Annotated in this window: 17 protein-coding genes; 14 read left to right on the top strand and 3 right to left on the bottom strand. The window is 69.3% G+C overall.

The window, feature by feature from the left end; genetic code table 11:
- The first annotated feature begins 148 nt into the window (after positions 1 to 148).
- The 3 genes from ACN27G_RS15625 to ACN27G_RS15615 all read left to right on the top strand — a co-directional run bounded on the left by ACN27G_RS15625 (position 149) and on the right by ACN27G_RS15615 (position 4,712).
- Positions 149 to 1,678, top strand: coding sequence for a family 43 glycosylhydrolase (locus ACN27G_RS15625; RefSeq protein ID WP_421493535.1), 1,530 nt, complete (start codon positions 149 to 151; stop codon positions 1,676 to 1,678).
- A gap of 39 nt (positions 1,679 to 1,717) precedes the next feature.
- Positions 1,718 to 3,043 carry an RICIN domain-containing protein gene (locus tag ACN27G_RS15620; protein WP_421493534.1) on the top strand — a complete coding sequence of 442 codons (1,326 nt, stop codon included), beginning with the start codon at positions 1,718 to 1,720 and terminating at the stop codon, positions 3,041 to 3,043.
- 205 nt (positions 3,044 to 3,248) lie between these two features.
- Entirely contained in the window at positions 3,249 to 4,712 is a 1,464-nt protein-coding gene (locus tag ACN27G_RS15615; RefSeq protein WP_421493533.1) for an RICIN domain-containing protein, read from the top strand.
- A 114-nt stretch (positions 4,713 to 4,826) separates the two neighbouring features.
- Here ACN27G_RS15615 and ACN27G_RS15610 read toward each other — a convergent pair whose 3' ends face one another.
- Entirely contained in the window at positions 4,827 to 5,441 is a 615-nt protein-coding gene (locus ACN27G_RS15610; protein ID WP_421493532.1) for a TetR/AcrR family transcriptional regulator, read from the bottom strand.
- Between the two features lie 61 nt (positions 5,442 to 5,502).
- Here ACN27G_RS15610 and ACN27G_RS15605 point away from each other — a divergent pair, with 61 nt between their 5' ends.
- Genes ACN27G_RS15605 through ACN27G_RS15590 form a run of 4 tightly spaced genes read left to right on the top strand, consistent with a single transcriptional unit; the run spans position 5,503 to position 11,022 of the window.
- The gene (locus tag ACN27G_RS15605; protein ID WP_421493531.1) at positions 5,503 to 6,729 is read left to right on the top strand and encodes an acetyl-CoA C-acetyltransferase; all 1,227 of its coding nucleotides are present in this window, start codon (positions 5,503 to 5,505) and stop codon (positions 6,727 to 6,729) included.
- Positions 6,726 to 8,906 (top strand): 3-hydroxyacyl-CoA dehydrogenase NAD-binding domain-containing protein, encoded by a 2,181-nt coding sequence (locus ACN27G_RS15600; RefSeq protein ID WP_421493530.1) that lies wholly within the window; start codon positions 6,726 to 6,728, stop codon positions 8,904 to 8,906. Before ACN27G_RS15605 ends, ACN27G_RS15600 begins: the two co-directional genes overlap by 4 nt.
- Before the next feature lie 14 nt (positions 8,907 to 8,920).
- A complete protein-coding gene (locus ACN27G_RS15595; RefSeq protein ID WP_421493529.1) occupies positions 8,921 to 10,063 on the top strand; it encodes an acyl-CoA dehydrogenase family protein in 1,143 nt (380 codons plus the stop codon).
- Positions 10,060 to 11,022, top strand: coding sequence for a TIGR03620 family F420-dependent LLM class oxidoreductase (locus ACN27G_RS15590; protein WP_421493528.1), 963 nt, complete (start codon positions 10,060 to 10,062; stop codon positions 11,020 to 11,022). The genes ACN27G_RS15595 and ACN27G_RS15590 overlap by 4 nt, the downstream gene beginning before the upstream one ends.
- Before the next feature lie 228 nt (positions 11,023 to 11,250).
- On the opposite strand, the gene ACN27G_RS15585 is transcribed toward ACN27G_RS15590, so the two are convergent.
- Both ACN27G_RS15585 and ACN27G_RS15580 read right to left on the bottom strand, forming a co-directional pair.
- Positions 11,251 to 11,481: an MBL fold metallo-hydrolase gene (locus ACN27G_RS15585; protein WP_421493527.1), complete on the bottom strand. Its 231-nt coding sequence runs from the start codon at positions 11,479 to 11,481 to the stop codon at positions 11,251 to 11,253.
- Between the two features lie 23 nt (positions 11,482 to 11,504).
- A complete protein-coding gene (locus ACN27G_RS15580) occupies positions 11,505 to 11,900 on the bottom strand; it encodes a RidA family protein (RefSeq protein WP_421493526.1) in 396 nt (131 codons plus the stop codon).
- 62 nt (positions 11,901 to 11,962) lie between these two features.
- Between ACN27G_RS15580 and ACN27G_RS15575 the strand changes: the two genes are divergently transcribed.
- The 7 genes from ACN27G_RS15575 (at position 11,963) to ACN27G_RS15545 (ending at position 18,955) form a co-directional block, all read left to right on the top strand.
- Positions 11,963 to 12,259: a hypothetical protein gene (locus tag ACN27G_RS15575; RefSeq protein WP_421493525.1), complete on the top strand. Its 297-nt coding sequence runs from the start codon at positions 11,963 to 11,965 to the stop codon at positions 12,257 to 12,259.
- Between the two features lie 426 nt (positions 12,260 to 12,685).
- Positions 12,686 to 14,212 carry a flavin-containing monooxygenase gene (locus ACN27G_RS15570; protein WP_421493524.1) on the top strand — a complete coding sequence of 509 codons (1,527 nt, stop codon included), beginning with the start codon at positions 12,686 to 12,688 and terminating at the stop codon, positions 14,210 to 14,212.
- Between the two features lie 194 nt (positions 14,213 to 14,406).
- Positions 14,407 to 15,591: an ABC transporter substrate-binding protein gene (locus ACN27G_RS15565; protein WP_421493523.1), complete on the top strand. Its 1,185-nt coding sequence runs from the start codon at positions 14,407 to 14,409 to the stop codon at positions 15,589 to 15,591.
- A gap of 29 nt (positions 15,592 to 15,620) precedes the next feature.
- The gene (locus ACN27G_RS15560) at positions 15,621 to 16,472 is read left to right on the top strand and encodes a branched-chain amino acid ABC transporter permease (RefSeq protein ID WP_421493522.1); all 852 of its coding nucleotides are present in this window, start codon (positions 15,621 to 15,623) and stop codon (positions 16,470 to 16,472) included.
- Positions 16,469 to 17,548 carry a branched-chain amino acid ABC transporter permease gene (locus ACN27G_RS15555; protein ID WP_421493521.1) on the top strand — a complete coding sequence of 360 codons (1,080 nt, stop codon included), beginning with the start codon at positions 16,469 to 16,471 and terminating at the stop codon, positions 17,546 to 17,548. The genes ACN27G_RS15560 and ACN27G_RS15555 overlap by 4 nt, the downstream gene beginning before the upstream one ends.
- A gap of 19 nt (positions 17,549 to 17,567) precedes the next feature.
- The gene (locus ACN27G_RS15550) at positions 17,568 to 18,263 is read left to right on the top strand and encodes an ABC transporter ATP-binding protein (protein ID WP_421493520.1); all 696 of its coding nucleotides are present in this window, start codon (positions 17,568 to 17,570) and stop codon (positions 18,261 to 18,263) included.
- Positions 18,260 to 18,955, top strand: coding sequence for an ABC transporter ATP-binding protein (locus tag ACN27G_RS15545; RefSeq protein WP_421493519.1), 696 nt, complete (start codon positions 18,260 to 18,262; stop codon positions 18,953 to 18,955). The genes ACN27G_RS15550 and ACN27G_RS15545 overlap by 4 nt, the downstream gene beginning before the upstream one ends.

The following is an 18,955-nucleotide window of genomic DNA, read 5'->3' as shown; positions in this document are numbered from 1 at the left end:
GTCGGCGTGGCGGCCTCCGTCCCCGCGCCCCCGTCGACGTTTCACGAAGATGGTTCCCGGGTCGGCGGCACGACAAATGTTAGCGCTAACACGGACGCCTCTCGTGGGCGTCACCTTTCGGACCGCCGTCGGAGAAGGAGAACACGCCGTGACCGACAACCCACCACGCAGCATGCGGATACGTGCACGAGCCATGGCCGCCGCGTTGGTCACCGCCGTCGCTGTCGCTGTGAGCGTCGTCGCCGTTCCCACTCCGAGCGGCGCGGCTCCCGGAGCCTCCTTCCAGAACCCGGTTGTCGGCACCCCCAACAGCGCCGACCCGTGGCTCGGGTACCACAACGGCAACTACTACTACACCGCCACCACCTGGACGGGGAACATCTACATCCGCAGGGCGTCGACTCTCGGCGGCCTGCGGACCGCTCCGGAGACGCGGGTGTTCACGATGTCGCAGCCGAACGCTACATCGAACATGTGGGCGCCCAGCATGCACCTGCTCAACGGCCCGAACGGGCAGCGCTGGTACCTGTACTACTCGGCCGGCCCGAGCGCGTGCTGCGGTGGGCAACGACAGCATGTGCTGGAGAGCGCCGGAACCGATCCGATGGGTCCCTACACCTATCGGGGCCAGCTCAGCCTGATGCCGAACAACGGATGGTCGATCGACGGTAGCGTCATGACGGTCAACGGGGTGAACTACTTCGTCTTCTCCGCGTTCACCAACAACTCCGGGTTCGAGAACGGCGGCCTGCAGAGCCTGTACATCACACGCCTGACCAACCCGTGGACGCCGGCGGCGCTGGGGGCGCTGATCTCCGAGCCCACCCTCTCGTGGGAACGCCAGGGCAACCCCGTCAACGAAGGCCCCTACGTGCTGCAACGCGGTGGCCGTACGTTCCTCACCTACTCGGCCAGCTACTGCGGCACACCCGACTACAAGATTGGGGCGCTCGAGCTGACCGGCACCAACCCGCTGAGCCGCAGCTCGTGGAGCAAGCTCGCCAACCCGCTCTTCCAGCGCAGCGACGCCAACGGCGTGTACGGTCCCGCCCACCACTCCTTCTTCACGTCGCCCGACGGCACGGAGGACTGGATCGTCTACCACGCCAACTCGTCGTCCTCCCAGGGCTGCGGTACCACCCGTACCAGCCGGGCGCAGCGGATCTCCTGGAACCCGGACGGCACACCGAATCTCGGTGTGCCCGTCTCGACCTCGACGGTACTGGCCGGACCGTCGGGCGAGCTCAACAATGCGGGCGCGGTGCCGGTCCAGCGGTTGCAGTCGTACAACTTCCAGGACCGTTACGTGCGGCACCAGGACTATGCGGTCCGGATCGACCCGAACGTCAACCCGGCGTTGGACGGACAGTTCCGGGTGGTCCCCGGGCTGGCGAACAACGGATCCGGGTACGTGTCGTTCGAGTCGGTGAATTTTCCCGGGCGCTACCTACGGCATGCCAACTACGTGCTGCGGCTGGATCCGAACAACGGCTCGACAACGTTCCGGGAGGACGCCACCTTCCGCCAGGTGGCCGGACTGGCGAACTCGTCGTGGTCGTCGTTCCAGTCCTACAACTTCCCCGACCGGTACGTCAGGCACAGCAACTACGTGCTGCGGATCGACCCGGTCAACGACGACCCGGGCCGCGCCGACGCCACGTTCCGCCGGACGTCCTGATCCCGCACATCGACAGCACGAGCGCGTGAGGAGAGACCTGTGGAACTCGGCACCAGGCGACCGGTGAACAGGATCGGACGGTGGGTGGCCCGGCTGACCGTTGCGCTGCTCGTGGTCGCCGGCGGCGCACTCGCCCTGGCGACGCCGGCGTCCGCGGCCACGACGTACCTCTACACCACGTTCAAGGGCGACGGCGCGGCCGACCAGGAGCTGTGGGTCTATCAGTCGACGAATGCGACAAGCTTCGGCGTTCTGGCCGACACGAACTACCGCGGCCCGACCGGGGTGCTCCGCGACCCCAGCATCATCAGCCACAACGGCAGGTACTACATCGCGCACACCGTCCAGTCCTGGACGACGAACTCCACCTACTTCAACATCGCTTCCAGCACGGACCTGGTCACCTGGACACATGTGGCCAGCGTCAACTCGGGGATCGCCGACACCAGGTTCGTCTGGGCCCCGGAGTTCTTCGTCGAGGGAAACACGGTGCGCGTCATCGCGAGCGTGGCCCAGACCACGTGTTCCGGCTGCTTCCGGCCCTACGTCTACACCGCCCAGGACGGCAGCCTGGGATCGTGGAGCGGGCCGGCCCAGATGGGCGGGCTCGGCACCAACTACATCGACACGTTCGTCGTCCGGTCCGGCAACACCTATCACGCCTTCGTGAAGAACGAGACCTCGAAGTACATCGAGCACTGGACGACCACCGCCACCCTCACCAGTGGCTGGACGTCCCGCGGTGCCCTCTGGAGCTCGGGGTACGAGGGACCGGCGCTGGTCCAGATGGAGAACGGCAGCTGGCGGATCTACGTCGACCGGTACACCAACGGCGGGATATGGACCGCCACCAGTTCCGACCTGAACAGCTGGTCCGGACTGAGCAGCGTGAACTGTGCCGGCTGCAGGCACGGCACGGTGCTCGCCGTGCCGTCGTCCCCGCCCGTCGAACGCTACCGGGTGACGGCGCGGCACAGCGGCAGGGTCATGGACGTCATCGAGGCGTCAACGGCCGACAACGCCGAGGTCAAGCAGTGGGGCTGGAACGGAGGAACGAACCAGACCTGGGCGTTCGAGGACGCGGGTGGTGGATACGTCAGGATCGTCAACCAGAACAGCGGGAAATGTCTCGACGTGGCCAGCGCCTCCGCCGCGGACGGCGCGAACGTCATCCAGTACACGTGCAACGGCGCGACCAACCAGCAGTGGCAGTGGCGTCCGATCGGCAGCTACCACCAACTCGTGGCCCGGCACAGCGGCAAGTGCCTGGACGTGGTGAGCGCCGGGACGGGCGACGGCACCGACATCCAGCAGTACGCGTGCGGCAGCCAGCACAACCAGCAGTGGTCCCGCGCCGCGGTCTAGGTGGTCGGGTGTTCGAGCCCGAATGTTCGTGAATGTTTCGGTTCGAAATCTGGTCTCTTGTTGTTGTTTCCGTTACCGATGTAACCCAGACGACATCATTCTGATGTCCGAACCAGAGGGGATAGGTTCAGTGCTTGGACATCTCACGACACGGATCACGTCGTCTGGCGGATGCCTGTCCGGACCCTCGCGGAGCACCCGGTCGTTGCGCCTCTCGCTGATCACTCTGGCGACCGCGTTGGCGGCGCTGGGCGGCATCGCGGTCACGTCGTCGCCGGCGACCGCCGCCACCAGCCAGTTCAGGGGGATGAACTGGGCCGTGCTGGGAGACAACTTCAGCACCGGCCCGCTCGTCGTGCAGGGCCTGAGCCAGTCCGACAGCAACGCGACGGTGCGGGCCAAGGCCAACGCCGTCTACGACGACATGGCCGCCACCATGGGGGTCAACACCGTCCGGCTGCCGATCAACACCCACACCGTCGGCACGACGTGGTGGAACGCCTACCGGGGCGCCATCGACGCCGCCACCGACCGCGGCTTCAAGGTCATCCTCGCGTACTGGGAGGACGGCGCCGCCTCCGGCGGCAGGATCACGAACATCGCCGCGTGGAACACGATGTGGTCCACGGTGACGAACACGTACGGCTCGAACACCAACGTCTACTTCGAGCCGATGAACGAGCCGCACGGCTACAGCTCGGCAGAGTGGCGCAACGTCGCGGCCGACTGGCTCAGCTACCACTACTCGGCGGTGCCGGGCCGGGTGCTCATCGGCGGCACCGGCTACAGCCAGGACCTGCGGGACGTCTGCAACGACAGCCGTTTCAACTCGACGTTGCTCTCCTTCCACCACTACGCCTTCTTCTACAGCGAGATGACCTACGACGCCTTCCGGAGCCACATCCAGACCCGGCTCGGGAACTGCGCCTCCCGCGCGGTCGCGACCGAGTTCGGCGCGCCCATGGACAACGGCCTCAACTACGCCGACGCGAACAGCTCCAACAACTTCGTACGGCACATCCGCGCGATGGCCCAGGTCATGCGGGACAACCAGATGGGCGGCACCTACTGGCCCGCCCTCGGCGGCAAGCCCGGCAACTCCGGTTACGACTGGTACTCGATGTTCTCCCTCAGCGGCAGCGGCACCAATCTCAACCTGACCGTCCGCAACGCCTCCGGCGCCGACCGGATCCGGTATGCCTGGGGCGACACCGTCGGCGGCGGCCCCACGACGCCGCCGCCGGCGACGGGGACGGTCTACCGGATCACCGTGCGGCACAGCGGCAAGGCGATGGACGTCCAGTCGCCGAACACCGACAACGGTGCACGGGTCGGCCAGTACACGTACAACGGCAACGCGTGGCAGCAGTGGCAGTTCCAGGATGCCGGCAGCGGCTACTGGCGCATCGTCAGCCGGCACAGCGGAAAGTGCCTCGACGTGGTGAGCGCCTCCACCGCAGACGGTGCCGAGCTCATCCAGTACACCTGTGGCAGCGGCAGCAACCAGCAGTTCCAGATGGTCGCCAACGGCAGCTACTTCCAGCTCCGGGCCCGGCACAGCAACAAGTGCGTCGACGTGCCGGCCGCGTCGACCGCGGACGGCGCGATCCTCAAACAGTATCCGTGCAACAGCGGCACCAACCAGCAGTGGTCGCGTACGGCCGTCTAGTGGTCGTCCCGACGTGACCGCGGATCCGCGGTGGTCCCGCACGCCCCGGTGCCGCGCTCGGCACCGGGGCGCCGCGGCGCCGACGATCTGGACCCGGCGGGTGGACCGGCGGTGTCAGGTGGAGCTGTCCCGGAACAGCCTCTCGAGGTGGCCGCGGACCAGTTGCCACTGCCCGTAGCCGCGGTGGCTCTCCGGTTGCAGGGTGTCGAGGAGCGCGAGCCCGCGCACGGTCGCGATGAGCATCTCCACCAGGCCAGGGCGGTCCGTCCGTTCGGCGATCTCCGGGAAGAGCACGGCGGCCGCCTGCGCGGTCTGCTGATCGAGGCGCTGTTCGACCGCCACCAGCTGCTGGTGTAGACCGGGATCGCTGCGGGCGCTCGACCAGAGCGCCAGCGCCGCCTGGAACAGCGGTCCGGTGTAGCCCTGCCACACGAGATCGAGCCGCTCCGGCAGCGGCCGGGGCACCTGTCGGCCCATCAGCTCCATCAACTCGGCGGCCCGTTGTGCCGCGAGGTGCTCGACAGCGGCGGTCACCAGGGCCTGCCGGGTCTGGAAGTGGTGCAGATGCGCACCCCTGGAGACCCCGGCGCGATCGGCGACCCGGGCCGTGGTGGTCGCCGCGTAGCCGATCTCGATCAACGACTCGACGGTGGCGTTCAGCAGTGCCTCACGCGTCGCGTTGCTGCGCTCTGCCTGCGTACGGCGGGTCGGAGTGGATGACGAGCGCATGCGGGACAGTCTACCGACCGCAAAAACTTGCGTTCACGAACGAATGTATTAGGCTGTGTCGGTGCCGTTCCATCCGACAGACGTGTTCGTGTTCGACGCCGTGCGCACTCCCCGGGGGCGGGGAAGGGGTGACGGCGCACTCGTCACAGTGAAGCCGGTCGACCTGGCTGCCGGCGTGGTCCGTGCGATGGTCGACCGCCATCCCGCGCTCGACCCCGCCGGGATCGACGACATCGTGCTCGGTGTGGTCACCGCAATCGGTGACCAGGGCGGAAACATCGCCCGAGCGGCCGCCATCGTGGCCGGCCTTCCCGCCACCGTGCCCGGTGTGGCGGTCAACCGCTTCTGCGCCTCGGGCCTGGAGGCGGTACGCGTGGCAGCGCAGGCGATCGCGTCCGGTGCGGAGGATCTCCTACTCGCCGGAGGCGTCGAGTCCATGTCCCGGGTACCGATGGGATCCGACGGCGGCGCGTGGATCATGGATCCCGCGACCAACCTGCGGATCGGCTTCGTACCGCAGGGTGTCAGTGCCGATCTGCTCGCCACGGAAGCCGGCCTGACCCGGCTCGACCTCGATGCCTACGCGGTCCGGTCCCAGCGACGCGCCGCGCAGGCATGGCACGAGAACCGCTTCGCCGGCACGATCGTGCCGGTCACCGACCTGTCCGGGACCGTGCTACTGGACCGCGACGAGACGCCGCGACCGCACACCACGCCCGAGTCGCTGGCCTCCCTACCGCCCGCCTTCGCGGCGCAGGGCGACGAGGGCGGATTCGACGCCGTGGCGCTACAGCGCTACCACTGGTTGGAGCGCATCGAGCACCGGCACACGGCGGGCAACTCGTCCGCACTGGCCGACGGCGCCGGCCTCGTCCTCGTCGGATCCGCCGCTGCCGGGCGGCGCCACGACCTCGTGCCCCGGGCCCGCATCCTCGCCACCGCCGTGGCCGGCGGCGACCCGACGATCATGCTGACCGCAGCCGCCCCTGCCGCCCGGAAGGCGCTGGCGCGCGCCGGTCTCAGTCCCGACGACCTCGACCTTGCCGAGGTCAACGAGGCGTTCGCGGCCGTCCCGCTGCACGTCATCGGCGAACTGGGGCTGGACCCCGGGAAGGTCAACGTCAACGGCGGCGCCATCGCCATGGGCCATCCGTTGGGCGCCACCGGTGCCATGCTGCTGGGCGCGCTCGTCGACGAGCTTCACCGCAGCGGTGGACGCTACGGACTGGTCGCCCTCTGCGTGGCCGGTGGCATGGGCATCGCCACGGTGGTGGAGGCGCTGCGATGAACGACAGCATCGACTGGAACCGGCGCGACGACGGCCTCGTCGTGCTCACCTTCGACGCGCCGGGCCGCCCGGCGAACGTCATGGACGCCGCGTTCCGCCACTCCCTGGCAGCCGCCGTCGAAAGCCTGGAACGACACCGCGACACGATCCGCGGCGTGATCCTCACCTCGGCCAAGCCCACCTTCTTCGCCGGCGGCGACCTCACCGAGCTCCGCGGACTCACCGGTGCTGACCGCGACGAACTGTCGGCCGCGCTCGCGCGGGTCACCGACCTGCTCCGCCGGCTCGAAACGCTCGGACGCCCCGTCGTCGCCGCTCTCAACGGCGCGGCCCTCGGCGGCGGGCTGGAGATCGCCCTCGCCGCCCATCACCGGATCATCGTCGACGATCCCCACGCCGTCGTGGGCTTTCCCGAGGTCGAACTCGGCCTGATGCCGGGTGGCGGCGGAATCGTCCGCTCCGTACGGCTGCTCGGCCTCACCGCAGCCCTCACCCGGATGCTGCTGCGTGGACAGCGTCTACGGCCGGCACAGGCCGAGGAACTCGGCATCGTCGACGACGTCGTCACCCGCCCGGCCGACCTACTGCCAGCCGCCGAGCGGTGGATCGCCGAGCACCCCGATGCCGTCGCCAGATGGGACCAGCCCGGCTACCACATGCCCGGCGGGACCCCGGACTCGCTGGGCCACGCCCTGCCGGCCTTTCCGGCGCGCCTGCGCCAGCAGCTCAGGGGCGCACCGGGCCCGGCGCCCGCCGCCATCCTGGCCGCGGCGGTGGAGACCGCGCAGGTGGACCTCGACCGTGCCTTCGCCATCGAGCGGCGATGGTTCGTCCATCTGGCCACCGGACCCCAGCCCACCAACATGATCCAGGCATATTTCGACCTGCAGACCGTCCGGAGAACCGGCGGCACTCGGGACGATGACGCACCCGCCGAGCACTCCGTCCGCCGGGTCGCGGTCCTGGGCGCCGGCATGATGGGCAGCGCCATCGCTTACGTCTGTGCGCGCGCCGGCATCGACGTCGTCCTCGTCGACGTGTCACAGGACCTGGCCGACCGCGGAGCCGATCACTCCCGGCGACTGGTCACCGCGCGGGTGGCGAACGCCCGGATGACGCAGGTCGAGGCCGACCTGCTGATGAGCCGGATCCGGCCGACGAACCGGTTGGCCGACACCGTCGGCGCGGACCTGGTGATCGAGGCCGTCGTGGAGGACCTCGCCGTCAAGTCGCAGATCCTCGCCGCGGTCGAACCGCACCTCGCCGACGACGCCGTGATCGGCTCCAACACCTCGGCGCTTCCCATCAGCACACTGGCCGAGCGGGTGACGCACCCGGAAAACGTCATCGGACTGCACTTCTTCTCCCCGGCCGAGCGCATGCCCCTGCTGGAGATCGTCACCGGCGCGCGGACCTCACCACGCACGCTCGACCGCGCCCTGGGCCTGGCCCGGCAGATCGGCAAGACGCCGATCGTGGTCCGGGACTCCCGAGGCTTCTTCACCTCCCGGGTGATCGGCACGTATCTGTACGAGGGCATCGCCATGCTGACCGAGGGGATTCCTGCCCCGTCGATCGAACAGGCCGCGGCGCAGACCGGCTACCCCGTGCCCGCGCTGCAACTCGCCGACGAGCTGAGCCTCTCCCTCATGGCGCGGGTCCGTGCCACCGCCCGCGCGGGCGGCGACGGCACAGGGCAGGCGCAGCCGGCCGACGAGGCCATCGACCAGCTACTGCACGCGGGCCGCTCCGGGCGGGCCCGCGGAGCGGGCTTCTACGACTACGACCCGGCGGGCGCCCGCACGACTTTCTGGCCAGGGCTCCGCGACCTGTTCCCGCCGTGCCACGACCCGGCCGCGCTGTCCCTCTCCGATCTCGGCGAACGGATGCTCTTCGTCGAAGCCCTGGAATCGGTGCGCTGCCTGGAGGAAGGCGTGGTGGGCACGGTCGCCGAGGCCAACGTCGGCTCACTGCTCGGCATCGGCTTCCCGGCCTGGACCGGCGGCGTTCTGCAGTACGTCAACGGCTACCCGGGCGGACCGGCCGGATTCGTCGCCCGTGCCCGCCGCCTCGCCGACTCCCACGGGCCGCGCTTCACCCCGCCGGCCTCGCTCATCGATCGCGCCCGGCACGGCAAGCCGTACGTCGACGACCATCGCGATTCCCCGTACCGGTGACCGAAGGAAGTCTCGTGGATCTCATTCTCACCGCCGAACAACAGGCGTTCGTCGCCGCGATCCGGAAGCTCGCCCGGCGCGAGTGCGGCACCTGGGACCAGCGCGCCGCCCTCACCGACAACGGCACGGTGCAGCACAACCCGGCGCTGTACCGCAGGATCGCGGCCCTCGGTTGGCTCGGCGCGGCCATACCCACCCGATACGGGGGAGCCGGTGGTGGCGCCGTCGACATGTGCCTGTTCCTCGAGGAGGCCAGCTACGGGCAGATACCGATTGCCGGGTTCAGCGTGTCGATGATCGTCGCCGGCGCGTACCAACGCTGGGGCACCGAATCGCAGAAGGAGGACGTGCTACGGGCGATCAGCGACGGCTCGGTCCACGCCATCGCCATCTCCGAACCGGACGCCGGCTCGGACGTCGGCGCAATCCGGTGCCGCGCGGTGCGCGACGGCGACCACTACGTCCTCACCGGCCAGAAGACATGGATCTCCGAGGCCCACATCGCCGACTCGATCCTGGTCGTCTGCCGCACCGACGCCTCCGGCGGCAGGCACGACGGCCTGTCGATGATCGCCGTACCGCGCGACGCCGCGGGAGTCGACATCCGGGGCATCGACACGCTGGGCGGCCGGACCGTCAACGAGGTCCACCTCACCGACGTCCGCATACCGCTCACCGCCCGACTCGGCGCCGAGGGCGCCGGCTGGGAGCAACTCGTGGCCGGGTTGAACGCCGAGCGGCTGATCCTCGCCGCGGTGTCGCTCGGACTGGCCCGGCGCGCCCTCGACGACCTGCTGGCGCACGTACGGGACCGGCACCAGTTCGGCCGGCCCGTCGGCCGCTTCCAGGCGCTACGACACCGTATCGCCGACCTCGCCACGGAGATCGAATGCTGCCGTCTTCTCGTGTACGCCGTTGCCCGGCTGTTGGACACCCAGCCGCAGACGCTGTATCCCCTGGAGACATCCATGGCAAAGCTCAAGGCCAGTGAAACCGCTCGTCGCGTCGCGCTGGAAGGCATCCAGATGATGGGCGGCCAGGGCTACGCCGTCGGGTCGGACATGCAGCGGCATGCCCGCATCGCGCTGGCCGGAACGATCTACGGCGGTACCAGCGAGATCCAACGGGACATCATCGGCCGGGCGTTCGGGCTGTGAGTACGACGCCCGGCGGCACGACCGCATCCGGGGACCGCAACACCTGGGCCCTGGCACGCCTCCGGCAGAATCGCGTCGGCATCTGGACGGCCGCGCTCGATGCCGTGAGCCCCCGAGCCGCGGGTGCGCATGCTGCCGAACTGGAGGATCTCGGCTACGGCTCACTGTGGTTCGGTGAGGCGTACGGACGCGAGGCCTTCACCACGGCGGGGCTGCTGCTGTCGGCGACCGACCGGCTCGTCGTCGCCACCGGGATCGCCACCATCTACGGCCGCGACGCCGTCACCGGCAACGCGGCGAGCCGCACCCTCGAAGCCGCCCATCCCGGCCGGTTCATCGTCGGTTGGGGCGTCTCGCACGACCCGGTCGTGCAACGGCTCCGGGGACATCGTCCCGGTCGGCCGCTGCGGACCATGCGGGCCTATCTCGACGCGATGGACGACGCCCCCTTCCTGGCGTACGGCGCGCAGAGCGCGCCACCTCGCGTCCTGGCCGCCCTGCAGCCGGCAATGCTCGGCCTCTCCGCCACGGCCGCCGACGGCGCTCACACCTACCTTGTCACGCCGGACCACACCCGCACCGCCCGAGCCGCACTCGGACCGGACGCCTTCCTCTGCGTCGAGCAGGCCGTCGTCCTCACCGCGGATCGAGACGAGGCCGCGCTGCGCGCCCAGTGGCATCTGGCCATCTACACCGGTCTCCCCAACTACCGGGCCTCCTGGCGCCGCCAGGGTTTCACCGACGAGGACTTCGTCTCGGGCGGATCCCGCCGGCTCCAGGAAGCCCTGGTTGTCCGGGGCGATGCCGACACCATCGCGCAACGGGTCCGCGAGCATCTCGACGCCGGTGCCGACCACGTCGTTGTCCAGGCCCTCGGCACATCACCGTTCGATGTGCCGGCCGGCCAGTGGCGGGCGCTTGCGCCGGCCCTCGCCAGGATCGACCCTGGACCTCGCTGATCTCGTCGGCCTCCTGCGGGCGCTGAGCGGCCATCCGGACGTCGACGACGTCGTGCAGGCGCCCACGCTGCGTGCCCTGCGGGAACTGCGGATGCTGCGTACGCCGGATAGCTTCCGGTCCTGGTTGGTGGCGATCACTCTGTGCCAGGCTCGGGTCGTCGGGATCCTCCCTCGGAGAAGGGCACACCCCAGCTCCGTGCGCGGGAGCGGGAGTCGGGTGCCGGTCGCTCAGGCGCCACCGGCGTGGTCGGCGTGGTGGCGCGCGACGACGGCGCCGGTCAGGGCGGCCGGGTCGCAGACCTCGGCCACGGCCGCCAGCCAGGCCCGGGCGCCCAGGCCGGTTCCGGTGTCGACCAGGATCCCGCCGGTGCCGTCCCAGACCAGGTAGCAGCGGCAGTCGTGCGGATCGGTGAGCGCCTCGGGGTGGCTGCCGCTGCCGACCAGCCAGACGGAGTCCACCACCTGCACGGGACCCGTCGCGCTCAGCCCGCCGCCGCCCGGTCGCGGCGTACCGCCACGACGTCGACCTCGACCAGGATGCCGGCGAGGGTGCTGCCGACGGTGGTACGTACCGGGTACGGCGGCCGGAACCGGTTGGCGTACACCTCGTTGTAGGCGGCGAAGTCGCGGTCCAGGTGTTGCAGGTGCACGGTGGCCTTCACGACGTCGGCGAGGCCGAGCCCGACGGTGCGCAGCGCGACCTCGACGTTGTCGAGCACCTGTTCGGTCTGCGCGGTGATGCCCTCCGGCACGGCGCCGGTGGCCGGGTCCTGCGAACCGAAGCCGGCCGTCCAGACCATCGTCCCCGCGTCGATCACATGACTGTACGGTCCGGCCGGTTCGGGCAGCTCGGGGCTGGTGTGTGCGGTCCAGGTCATCTGTTGTGCTCCCTCGGTTCGGTGCTCGGGCGGTGCAGGTCGGACATGACCTCGTAGCGGTCGTGACGGTACCGGGACCGGGAGCCTACGAGGACGAAGGGCTGTTGACCCTGGCCGCCGCCCGGGACAGCGGGGGAGCGGTCGTCGCCGTCGACGAGCCGGCCATCGCCGCGGCCGGCCGCGATCTGGCCCGCCTCGGCGCCCTGCACGCCCGGGTCTGGACCGAGGCCGGTGCCGATCGTCGGCTGGCGGACCCGGTGCCCGATCGTCGGCCTGGCGGACCCGGACACCACCCGGCTCGCCGAGGCGGCGGCCGGTCCCTGCGCACCGGTGCCCCGGTGGAGCCGGCGCGGCGGTGACGGGCTGTCACGCGTCCCCGGCTGTCGCCGGCAACAGCCCTGCCATCGTTCGACACACTCCGTAACGCCTTGGTCGGTTGGCACCGCGCCAACGGGGCAACCACCATCGTCGGGTCACGCGACGCACCGACCAACAACCACGCGGCCTCATCGATGCCGTGACCAGTAGTATCCCGACCTCTCGACGGCCCTGGACCGGGAGCGTCCGAGGCGGCGCCGGGCGGGTCGCGGGCTCTCTTGACATACCGTCCGACGGTCATACAATGTGGCGAAGCGTGAGCTCGACCACACACCAACGCCGTCCGCACCCGTCCCGGGCAGTGACTGGCTTCGACGCTGAAGGGACCGGTCAATGCCGTTGAGAGTCTGCGAAGACCAGCCGCACGACATCGACCGCCCGACCCGGGGCGCCGGACGGTGTGTCCGATGACCGGCCACCGACGCCGGGACGAGGTTCGCATCGCCATCGTCGGCGGAGGCTTCGGTGGCATCGGGTCGGCGGTGAAGCTGAAGACGGCCGGCTTCACCAACATCCGGATCTACGAGAAGGAAGAGGGTGCCGGCGGCACGTGGCGGGTCAACACCTACCCGGGCTGCGAGGTCGACATCCCGTCCCACAGCTACTCCTTCTCGTTCATGGGTTGGGACTGGACCCGGACCCACGCCCGGCAGCCCGAGCTCATGGCCTACACGGAGGCGATCCTGGATCGCTTCGACCTGCGCCCGCACTTCACGTTCGGCACGTCGGTCGAGCTCGTCGAGTGGCAGGAGGACAGCTCCACCTACCTGGTGCACACCAGCGACGGGGCGCGCACCGAGTACGACGTCGTGGTCACCGCCGTGGGCTTCCTCAGCGTCCCGAAGTATCCGGACTGGCCGGGGCTGGACTCGTTCGAGGGTCCCAGGTTCCACACGGCGCGCTGGGACCACTCGGTGGATCTCCGTGGCAAGCGCGTGGCGGTGGTCGGCACGGGGTCGACCGCCGCCCAGGTGGTCCCCGAGGTCGCCAGGATCGCCGAACACGTCCACGTCTTCCAGCGTGAGCCCGGGTGGATCAACGCCAAGAACGACCGGGACTTCTCGCCGTTCGAGCGCAGCCTCTACCACCTGCCCCTGGCGGCCAAGGCGCACCGCCTGAAGATCTTCTACGACTACTACAGGCGCTTCGGAAGCTTCGACGTCGAGTCCCGCGCGCAGGCGAAGACCCGGGCCAGGTCCGTGGACTTCATCCGCACCGCCATTCCGGACGAGCAGCTCGCCGCGAAGGTCACGCCGAACTACCCGTGGGGATGCAAGCGGCCCGTCCTCAGCGACAGCTTCTATCCCGCGCTGATGCGGGACAACGTCACGCTCGTCGCCGCTCCCGTCGTCCGGGCGACGAGCAACGGCGTCGTCGACGCGACCGGCGCCGCGCACGAGGTCGACGTGCTCGTGATGAGCACCGGATTCCGCACCACCGACTATCTGGACACCGTCGAGGTGCGGGGTCGTGGCGGCGTGCGGCTGCACGACTACTGGGCGGGCCGTCCGCGCGCCTACCTGGGCGTGACGGTGCCGCGCTTTCCCAACCTGTTCCTGATCTACGGCCCGAACACGAACGGCGGTGGATCGATCATCGCGCAGCAGGAGCGACAGGCGGAGGTCATGGTCTGGGCCTTGAAGAAGCTCGTGCGGCGGGGCGCCACCACCGTCGACACGACTCCGGAGGCGCTGGACCGGTGGATCCGCTGGGTCGACCAGAAGCTCGCGACCGATGCCAGCGCGATGGAAGCCGGCTGCACGAACTACTACCACTCGGGATCGGGGGCGAACGCCACCCAGTGGCCCGGCACCCATCTGCGGTACCTCGTCATGACGAAGCTGTGGCGGGGCCGGGGAATCACCTTCTCACCGCCGGCTGCCGCCGGTCGCCGTGAGCCGGTGGCCCCGGACCGGATCACGAACCGCGACTGACGGGCGGTGTCGTCGCCGACGGCGGCGTCCGGAAGTCACACCCGCGATACCGAAGAAACCACACACACCACACCCGACAGTGCCCCCACCGGAGGCGTCGAGCCCAACCAGGAGTAGCAATGAACCCTCGGATGAACCGTCCCCAGCTCTCGCGACGACAGATTTTCAAGGGATCCGCAGGCGTACTCGGAATGATGGCTCTGCCAAGCGTGCTCTCCGCCTGCGGGAGCGACGGCGGTGGGTCGGGTTCCGACGGAGACCCGATCCGGATCGCGGTCACCTCCGCGACCTCCGGAGCACTGGCGATCTACGGACGTGCGGTGCTGGACATGGCGCCCTTCGCCGCCAAGTACCTCAACGACGCCGGTGGCGCCAACGGGCGCAGGATCGAGCTCAAGATCTATCCGAACAACGGGGAGACGGCCGACGCGATCCGCGCGGTCGAGAGCGCGGTGCGCCAGGACGGGTTCGAGATCCTGACCGGCTACTTCTCGTCGGCCCAGTCCGCGGCCATCCAGGAGTCGCTCGACCGGCTGGGGCTGCTGTTCGTCGACCCGGACGCACAGGCCGACGGTCTCACCGCCGCCACCTGCAATCCGCTCTACTTCCGCACGGTGCCCAGTGTGAGCATGAACCTGAACACGCTCGCCGACGGCGTACGGGGCCTGGGCATCACGAGCTGGAGTGCGTTGTGCTCGGACTACGCGTTCGGGCACGACGCGTACGACGCGTTCAAGCGCCTCGCCGGGAGCCAGCCCGGCACCACGGTCGCGCCGGGGCACTTCCCGCCGCTCACCCACGCCGACTACGGGTCCTACATCTCGCAGCTTCTCGACGAGGGCACCAAGGGGCTCTTCACCGGGGTCGCCGGCGCCGACGCCATCACCTTCTTCAAGCAGGCGAGCCAGTACGGGGTACTCGACCACTTCGACGCCATCGTCGGCGTCAACAGCTTCGACGTGCTGGTCTTCGACGCCATCGGTGACGCCGGCCTCGGACTCTACGGTGTGCCGGGCTACGATCCCGCGCTCGACAACGAACGCAACAGGAAGTTCGTCGAGGCGTTCAAGAAGGAATTCGGGCGCGAGCCGTTCTACATCGAGGCGAACACGTTCGTCGCACTGGAGATGCTGCTGGCCGCCGTCGCCGAGTCGGACTCCACCGAACCGGCGACCCTGGCGGAGCAACTGACCGGCTTCAGCACAGACACGATCATGGGCAACGTGGAACTGCGGGCCGAGGACCACCAGATCCAGCGGGAGAACTGGTTCGGTCAGATCGTTCGCGACGACGCCACCGGCGGGATCAAGTGGGACATCACCGCGGTCGTCGAGAGGGACAAGGTCTCCATTCCGGTATCTCCCGATTGCAAGATGTAGCGGACTACCACCCAAGCGAGGGTCACCCAATGGCAATTCAGCTCCTGAACGCGCTCGCCTACGGCTCGCTGCTGCTCATCCTCGCACTCGGCCTCGCGATGATCTTCGGGCTCGGCGGTGTGTTCAACTTCGGTCACGGGGCGCTGTACATGTTCAGCGCCTACACGGCCTACTCGCTCAGTTCGGCGGTCTCGTTCTGGCTCGCGTTGGTGACGGTCCCGGCCGTGCTGGCGCTGGTCGGCTACCTGGTGGACAAGGGCGCGTTCAGGTTCCTGCGGAGCCGGGACCCGATCGAGTTGGCCATCATCACCTACGGCGGCGCGCTGGTCATCGAGAACGTCGTCGTCATTCTGTGGGGGACCCAGCCGAAGGCGCTGGATCCCCCGGCGCCCTTCGACAGTTCCGTAAGCGTGCTGGGTGACGCCTACCCGTCGTACCGGCTGTTCATCATCGTCTTCAGCCTCGCCGTGGCGATCGGTATCGCCTCCTGGCTGCGCTATTCGAGGATGGGCCTCCACGTCCGGGCGGCGAGCCGCGACCTGGAGATGACCGGTGTCGCCGGGGTCAACACCGACCGGCTCAACGCCGTCGTCGCCGCGGTGAGCTTCGGCCTGGCCGGCGTGGCCGGGGTGCTTGTCGCGCCCTACGCCACCGTCAGCATCGACATGGGCGCGAGGATCCTGGTCATCGCACTGATCGTCACGACCGTCGGTGGCCTGGGAAGCATCGGCGGAGCGGCGATCGCGGCCATCGCTCTCGGCCTCATCCAGGTGATCGGCGACGTGAACCTCCCGGGCTGGTCCGCGCTCACGCCGTACGTGGTGATGATCATCGTGCTGATCGTCCATCCGCGCGGCATCGCAGGAAGGATCGAGACATGACCGTGACGTCGGACGGCGCGACGGAGCGACGTACCAGGGCGGAAGAGACGTCCGGAAGCAACGACCGCCGACCGGGGCGACCGCGCATCCGGCCGAGGTGGGCGGTGAACGCCGGCCTGGTGGCGATCGGCTTCCTCGTTCCCCTGGTGGTGACCGGGCCGTACCAGCGGCATCTTCTGGTGAACGCCGCCATCCTGGGGATCTTCGGCTTGAGCGTGGCGTTCCTGATCCGGCGTCTCGGCATGGTCAGCCTCGGGCACGCCCTCTATTTCGGTGGCGCGGCGTACGCCTTCGGCGCGCTCAGCACGCACGCGGAGCTGGAGATCATCCCTGCGCTGGTGCTGGCCCTCGGTGCGGTGGTCGCGGTCGCGCTCGCGGTGGGAAGCCTCCTCGTGCGGTCCCGCGGCATCGCCTTCACCATGCTCACCCTGGCGTTCGGCCAGTTCGCCTTCACGCTCGCCGGGCTCACCCAGACGCGCTCGGTCACCGGCGGCGACGACGGGTTGCCGGTACGCATGAACGGCACGCTCTTCGGCCTCACCGCCCGGGACTTCTCCGACCCGGTCACCATGTGGATCATCTGTTGGGCGGCTGTGACGTTGGCTCTCGTCGCCCTGGCTCTGATCGGACGCTCCCGCTTCGGAAAGCTCCTGGACGCGATCCGCGAGAACGAGGAGCGGGTCAGGTTCAACGGCTCCAACACCTACCTACCGGTGCTGGCCGCCTACGTCGTCTCGGCGTTGATCGCCGGCATCGCGGGTGTGCTCTTCGCGTTCTACAACTCGTTCCTCTCCCTCGACGTCCTCGCCTGGACCACATCGGGCAATGCCCTGATCGTCTCCTTCATCGGCGGCTGCTGGGTGGCGACCGGGCCGCTGTGGGGGGCGCTGATCTACACCGTCGGCAACGCGATGCTGGTGTCGGGCGGTCGGACCGAGTGGCAGCTGTACGTCGGAGTCGCGGTCATCGTCGTCATGGTCTTCGCCAAGGCCGGCGTGGTCGGCTCGCTGCAGGCGCAGTGGCTTCGACACCGGGAACGCCGTCGACCGCCGGTCGACCTGGCCAGCACGAACTGAGGGCGGTGAGGAAGAGTTGGTGCTCACGGTTCGCGACGTCACGGTGCGGTTCAAGGGTGTGACGGCGCTCGAAGACGTAGGACTGGACCTCCAGCGCGGCCGCGTCCACGGGGTGATCGGGCCGAACGGTGCCGGCAAGTCGACATTCGTCGACGTGGTCTCCGGCCGCCGGCGCGGCGGCAGGGCGTCGATCGTGTACGACGGAAAGAACGTGGCCGGCCGATCGGTCACCTGGCGGCGCCGCCACGGCATCGCGCGCTCGTTCCAGCGCACCAGCGTCTTTCCCGACCTCACCGTCCGGGCCCACTTCGAGCTGGTCGGCCGCACCCTGCGGGACGAGAGCGTCGACGAGCTCGTCGACGCCCTGGGGCTGGAGCCGCTGCTCGACCGCAAGTGCGGACAGGTCTCGTACGGCGACCAACGGCGGGTCGACATCGGCATGGCGCTGGTGGGTCGGCCGGCGGTGCTCCTGGCGGACGAGCCGGGGGCGGGACTGTCCCGCTCGCAGAGCCTGGAGCTGGCCCGGTTCATCCGGCGGCTGGCCCAGGAGCGCGACATGGCGGTGCTCTACATCGAGCACGACGTGGACGCCGTGTTCGAGGTCTGCGATGAGATCACGGTGCTCAACCTGGGCCGTGTCCTGATGTCCGGAACCCCCGCGCAGGTGCGGCAGGACCGCAGTGTGCGCGACGCCTATCTGGGGAGGGAAGAATGAGCGCGGTCCTGACCCTCGACACGGTATCGGCCTTCTACGGGCCGGCCCAGGTCCTCAGGGACGTCTCCCTGTCGATCGAGAGCGGCGAGGCGGTCGCCCTGGTCGGACGGAACGGCGCCGGCAAGTCCACGCTCGCGATGTCGTTGTACGGCATCCCTCGGGTCGAGGGCTCGATCGTCGTCGACGGCGAGCCGCTCAGGCCCACCCGCGCCTACCACGCGTCCCGGGCGGGCATCGCGCTCTGCCCCCAGGGCCGGCGCATCCTCTCCAACCTGAGCGTCGAGGAGAACCTCCTGCTCGGCGCCGCGCACGCGCGGCCGGGCTCGTGGAACCTCCGGTCCGTCTACGCACTCTTTCCCATCCTCGCCGAGCGGGCACGCTACAACGGCCATGCGCTCAGCGGCGGACAGCAACAGATGCTCGCCATCGGCCGGGCACTGATGTCCAACCCCCGGGTGCTGGTGCTGGACGAGCCGGCGGAGGGGCTTTCCCCGGTCGCGATCGACGAGGTCATCGACGCGCTCGCCTCGATCGGCGAGACCGGGACGGCGCTCTTCCTGATCGAGCAGAACCTGAGGCTCGTCTCGCGGCTGGCGAGCCGCTACGTGGCCCTGGTCAAGGGCGAGGTCGTGGGAACGGGAGAGGTGACGGGCGAGTCGATCGAGGAGCTCAGGAGCACCGTGGGCGTCTGA

The organism is Plantactinospora sp. WMMB334, from assembly GCF_049179095.1.
In the GTDB taxonomy this organism is placed as follows: domain Bacteria; phylum Actinomycetota; class Actinomycetes; order Mycobacteriales; family Micromonosporaceae; genus Plantactinospora.
This window is presented reverse-complemented; position numbering and strand designations above follow the sequence as displayed.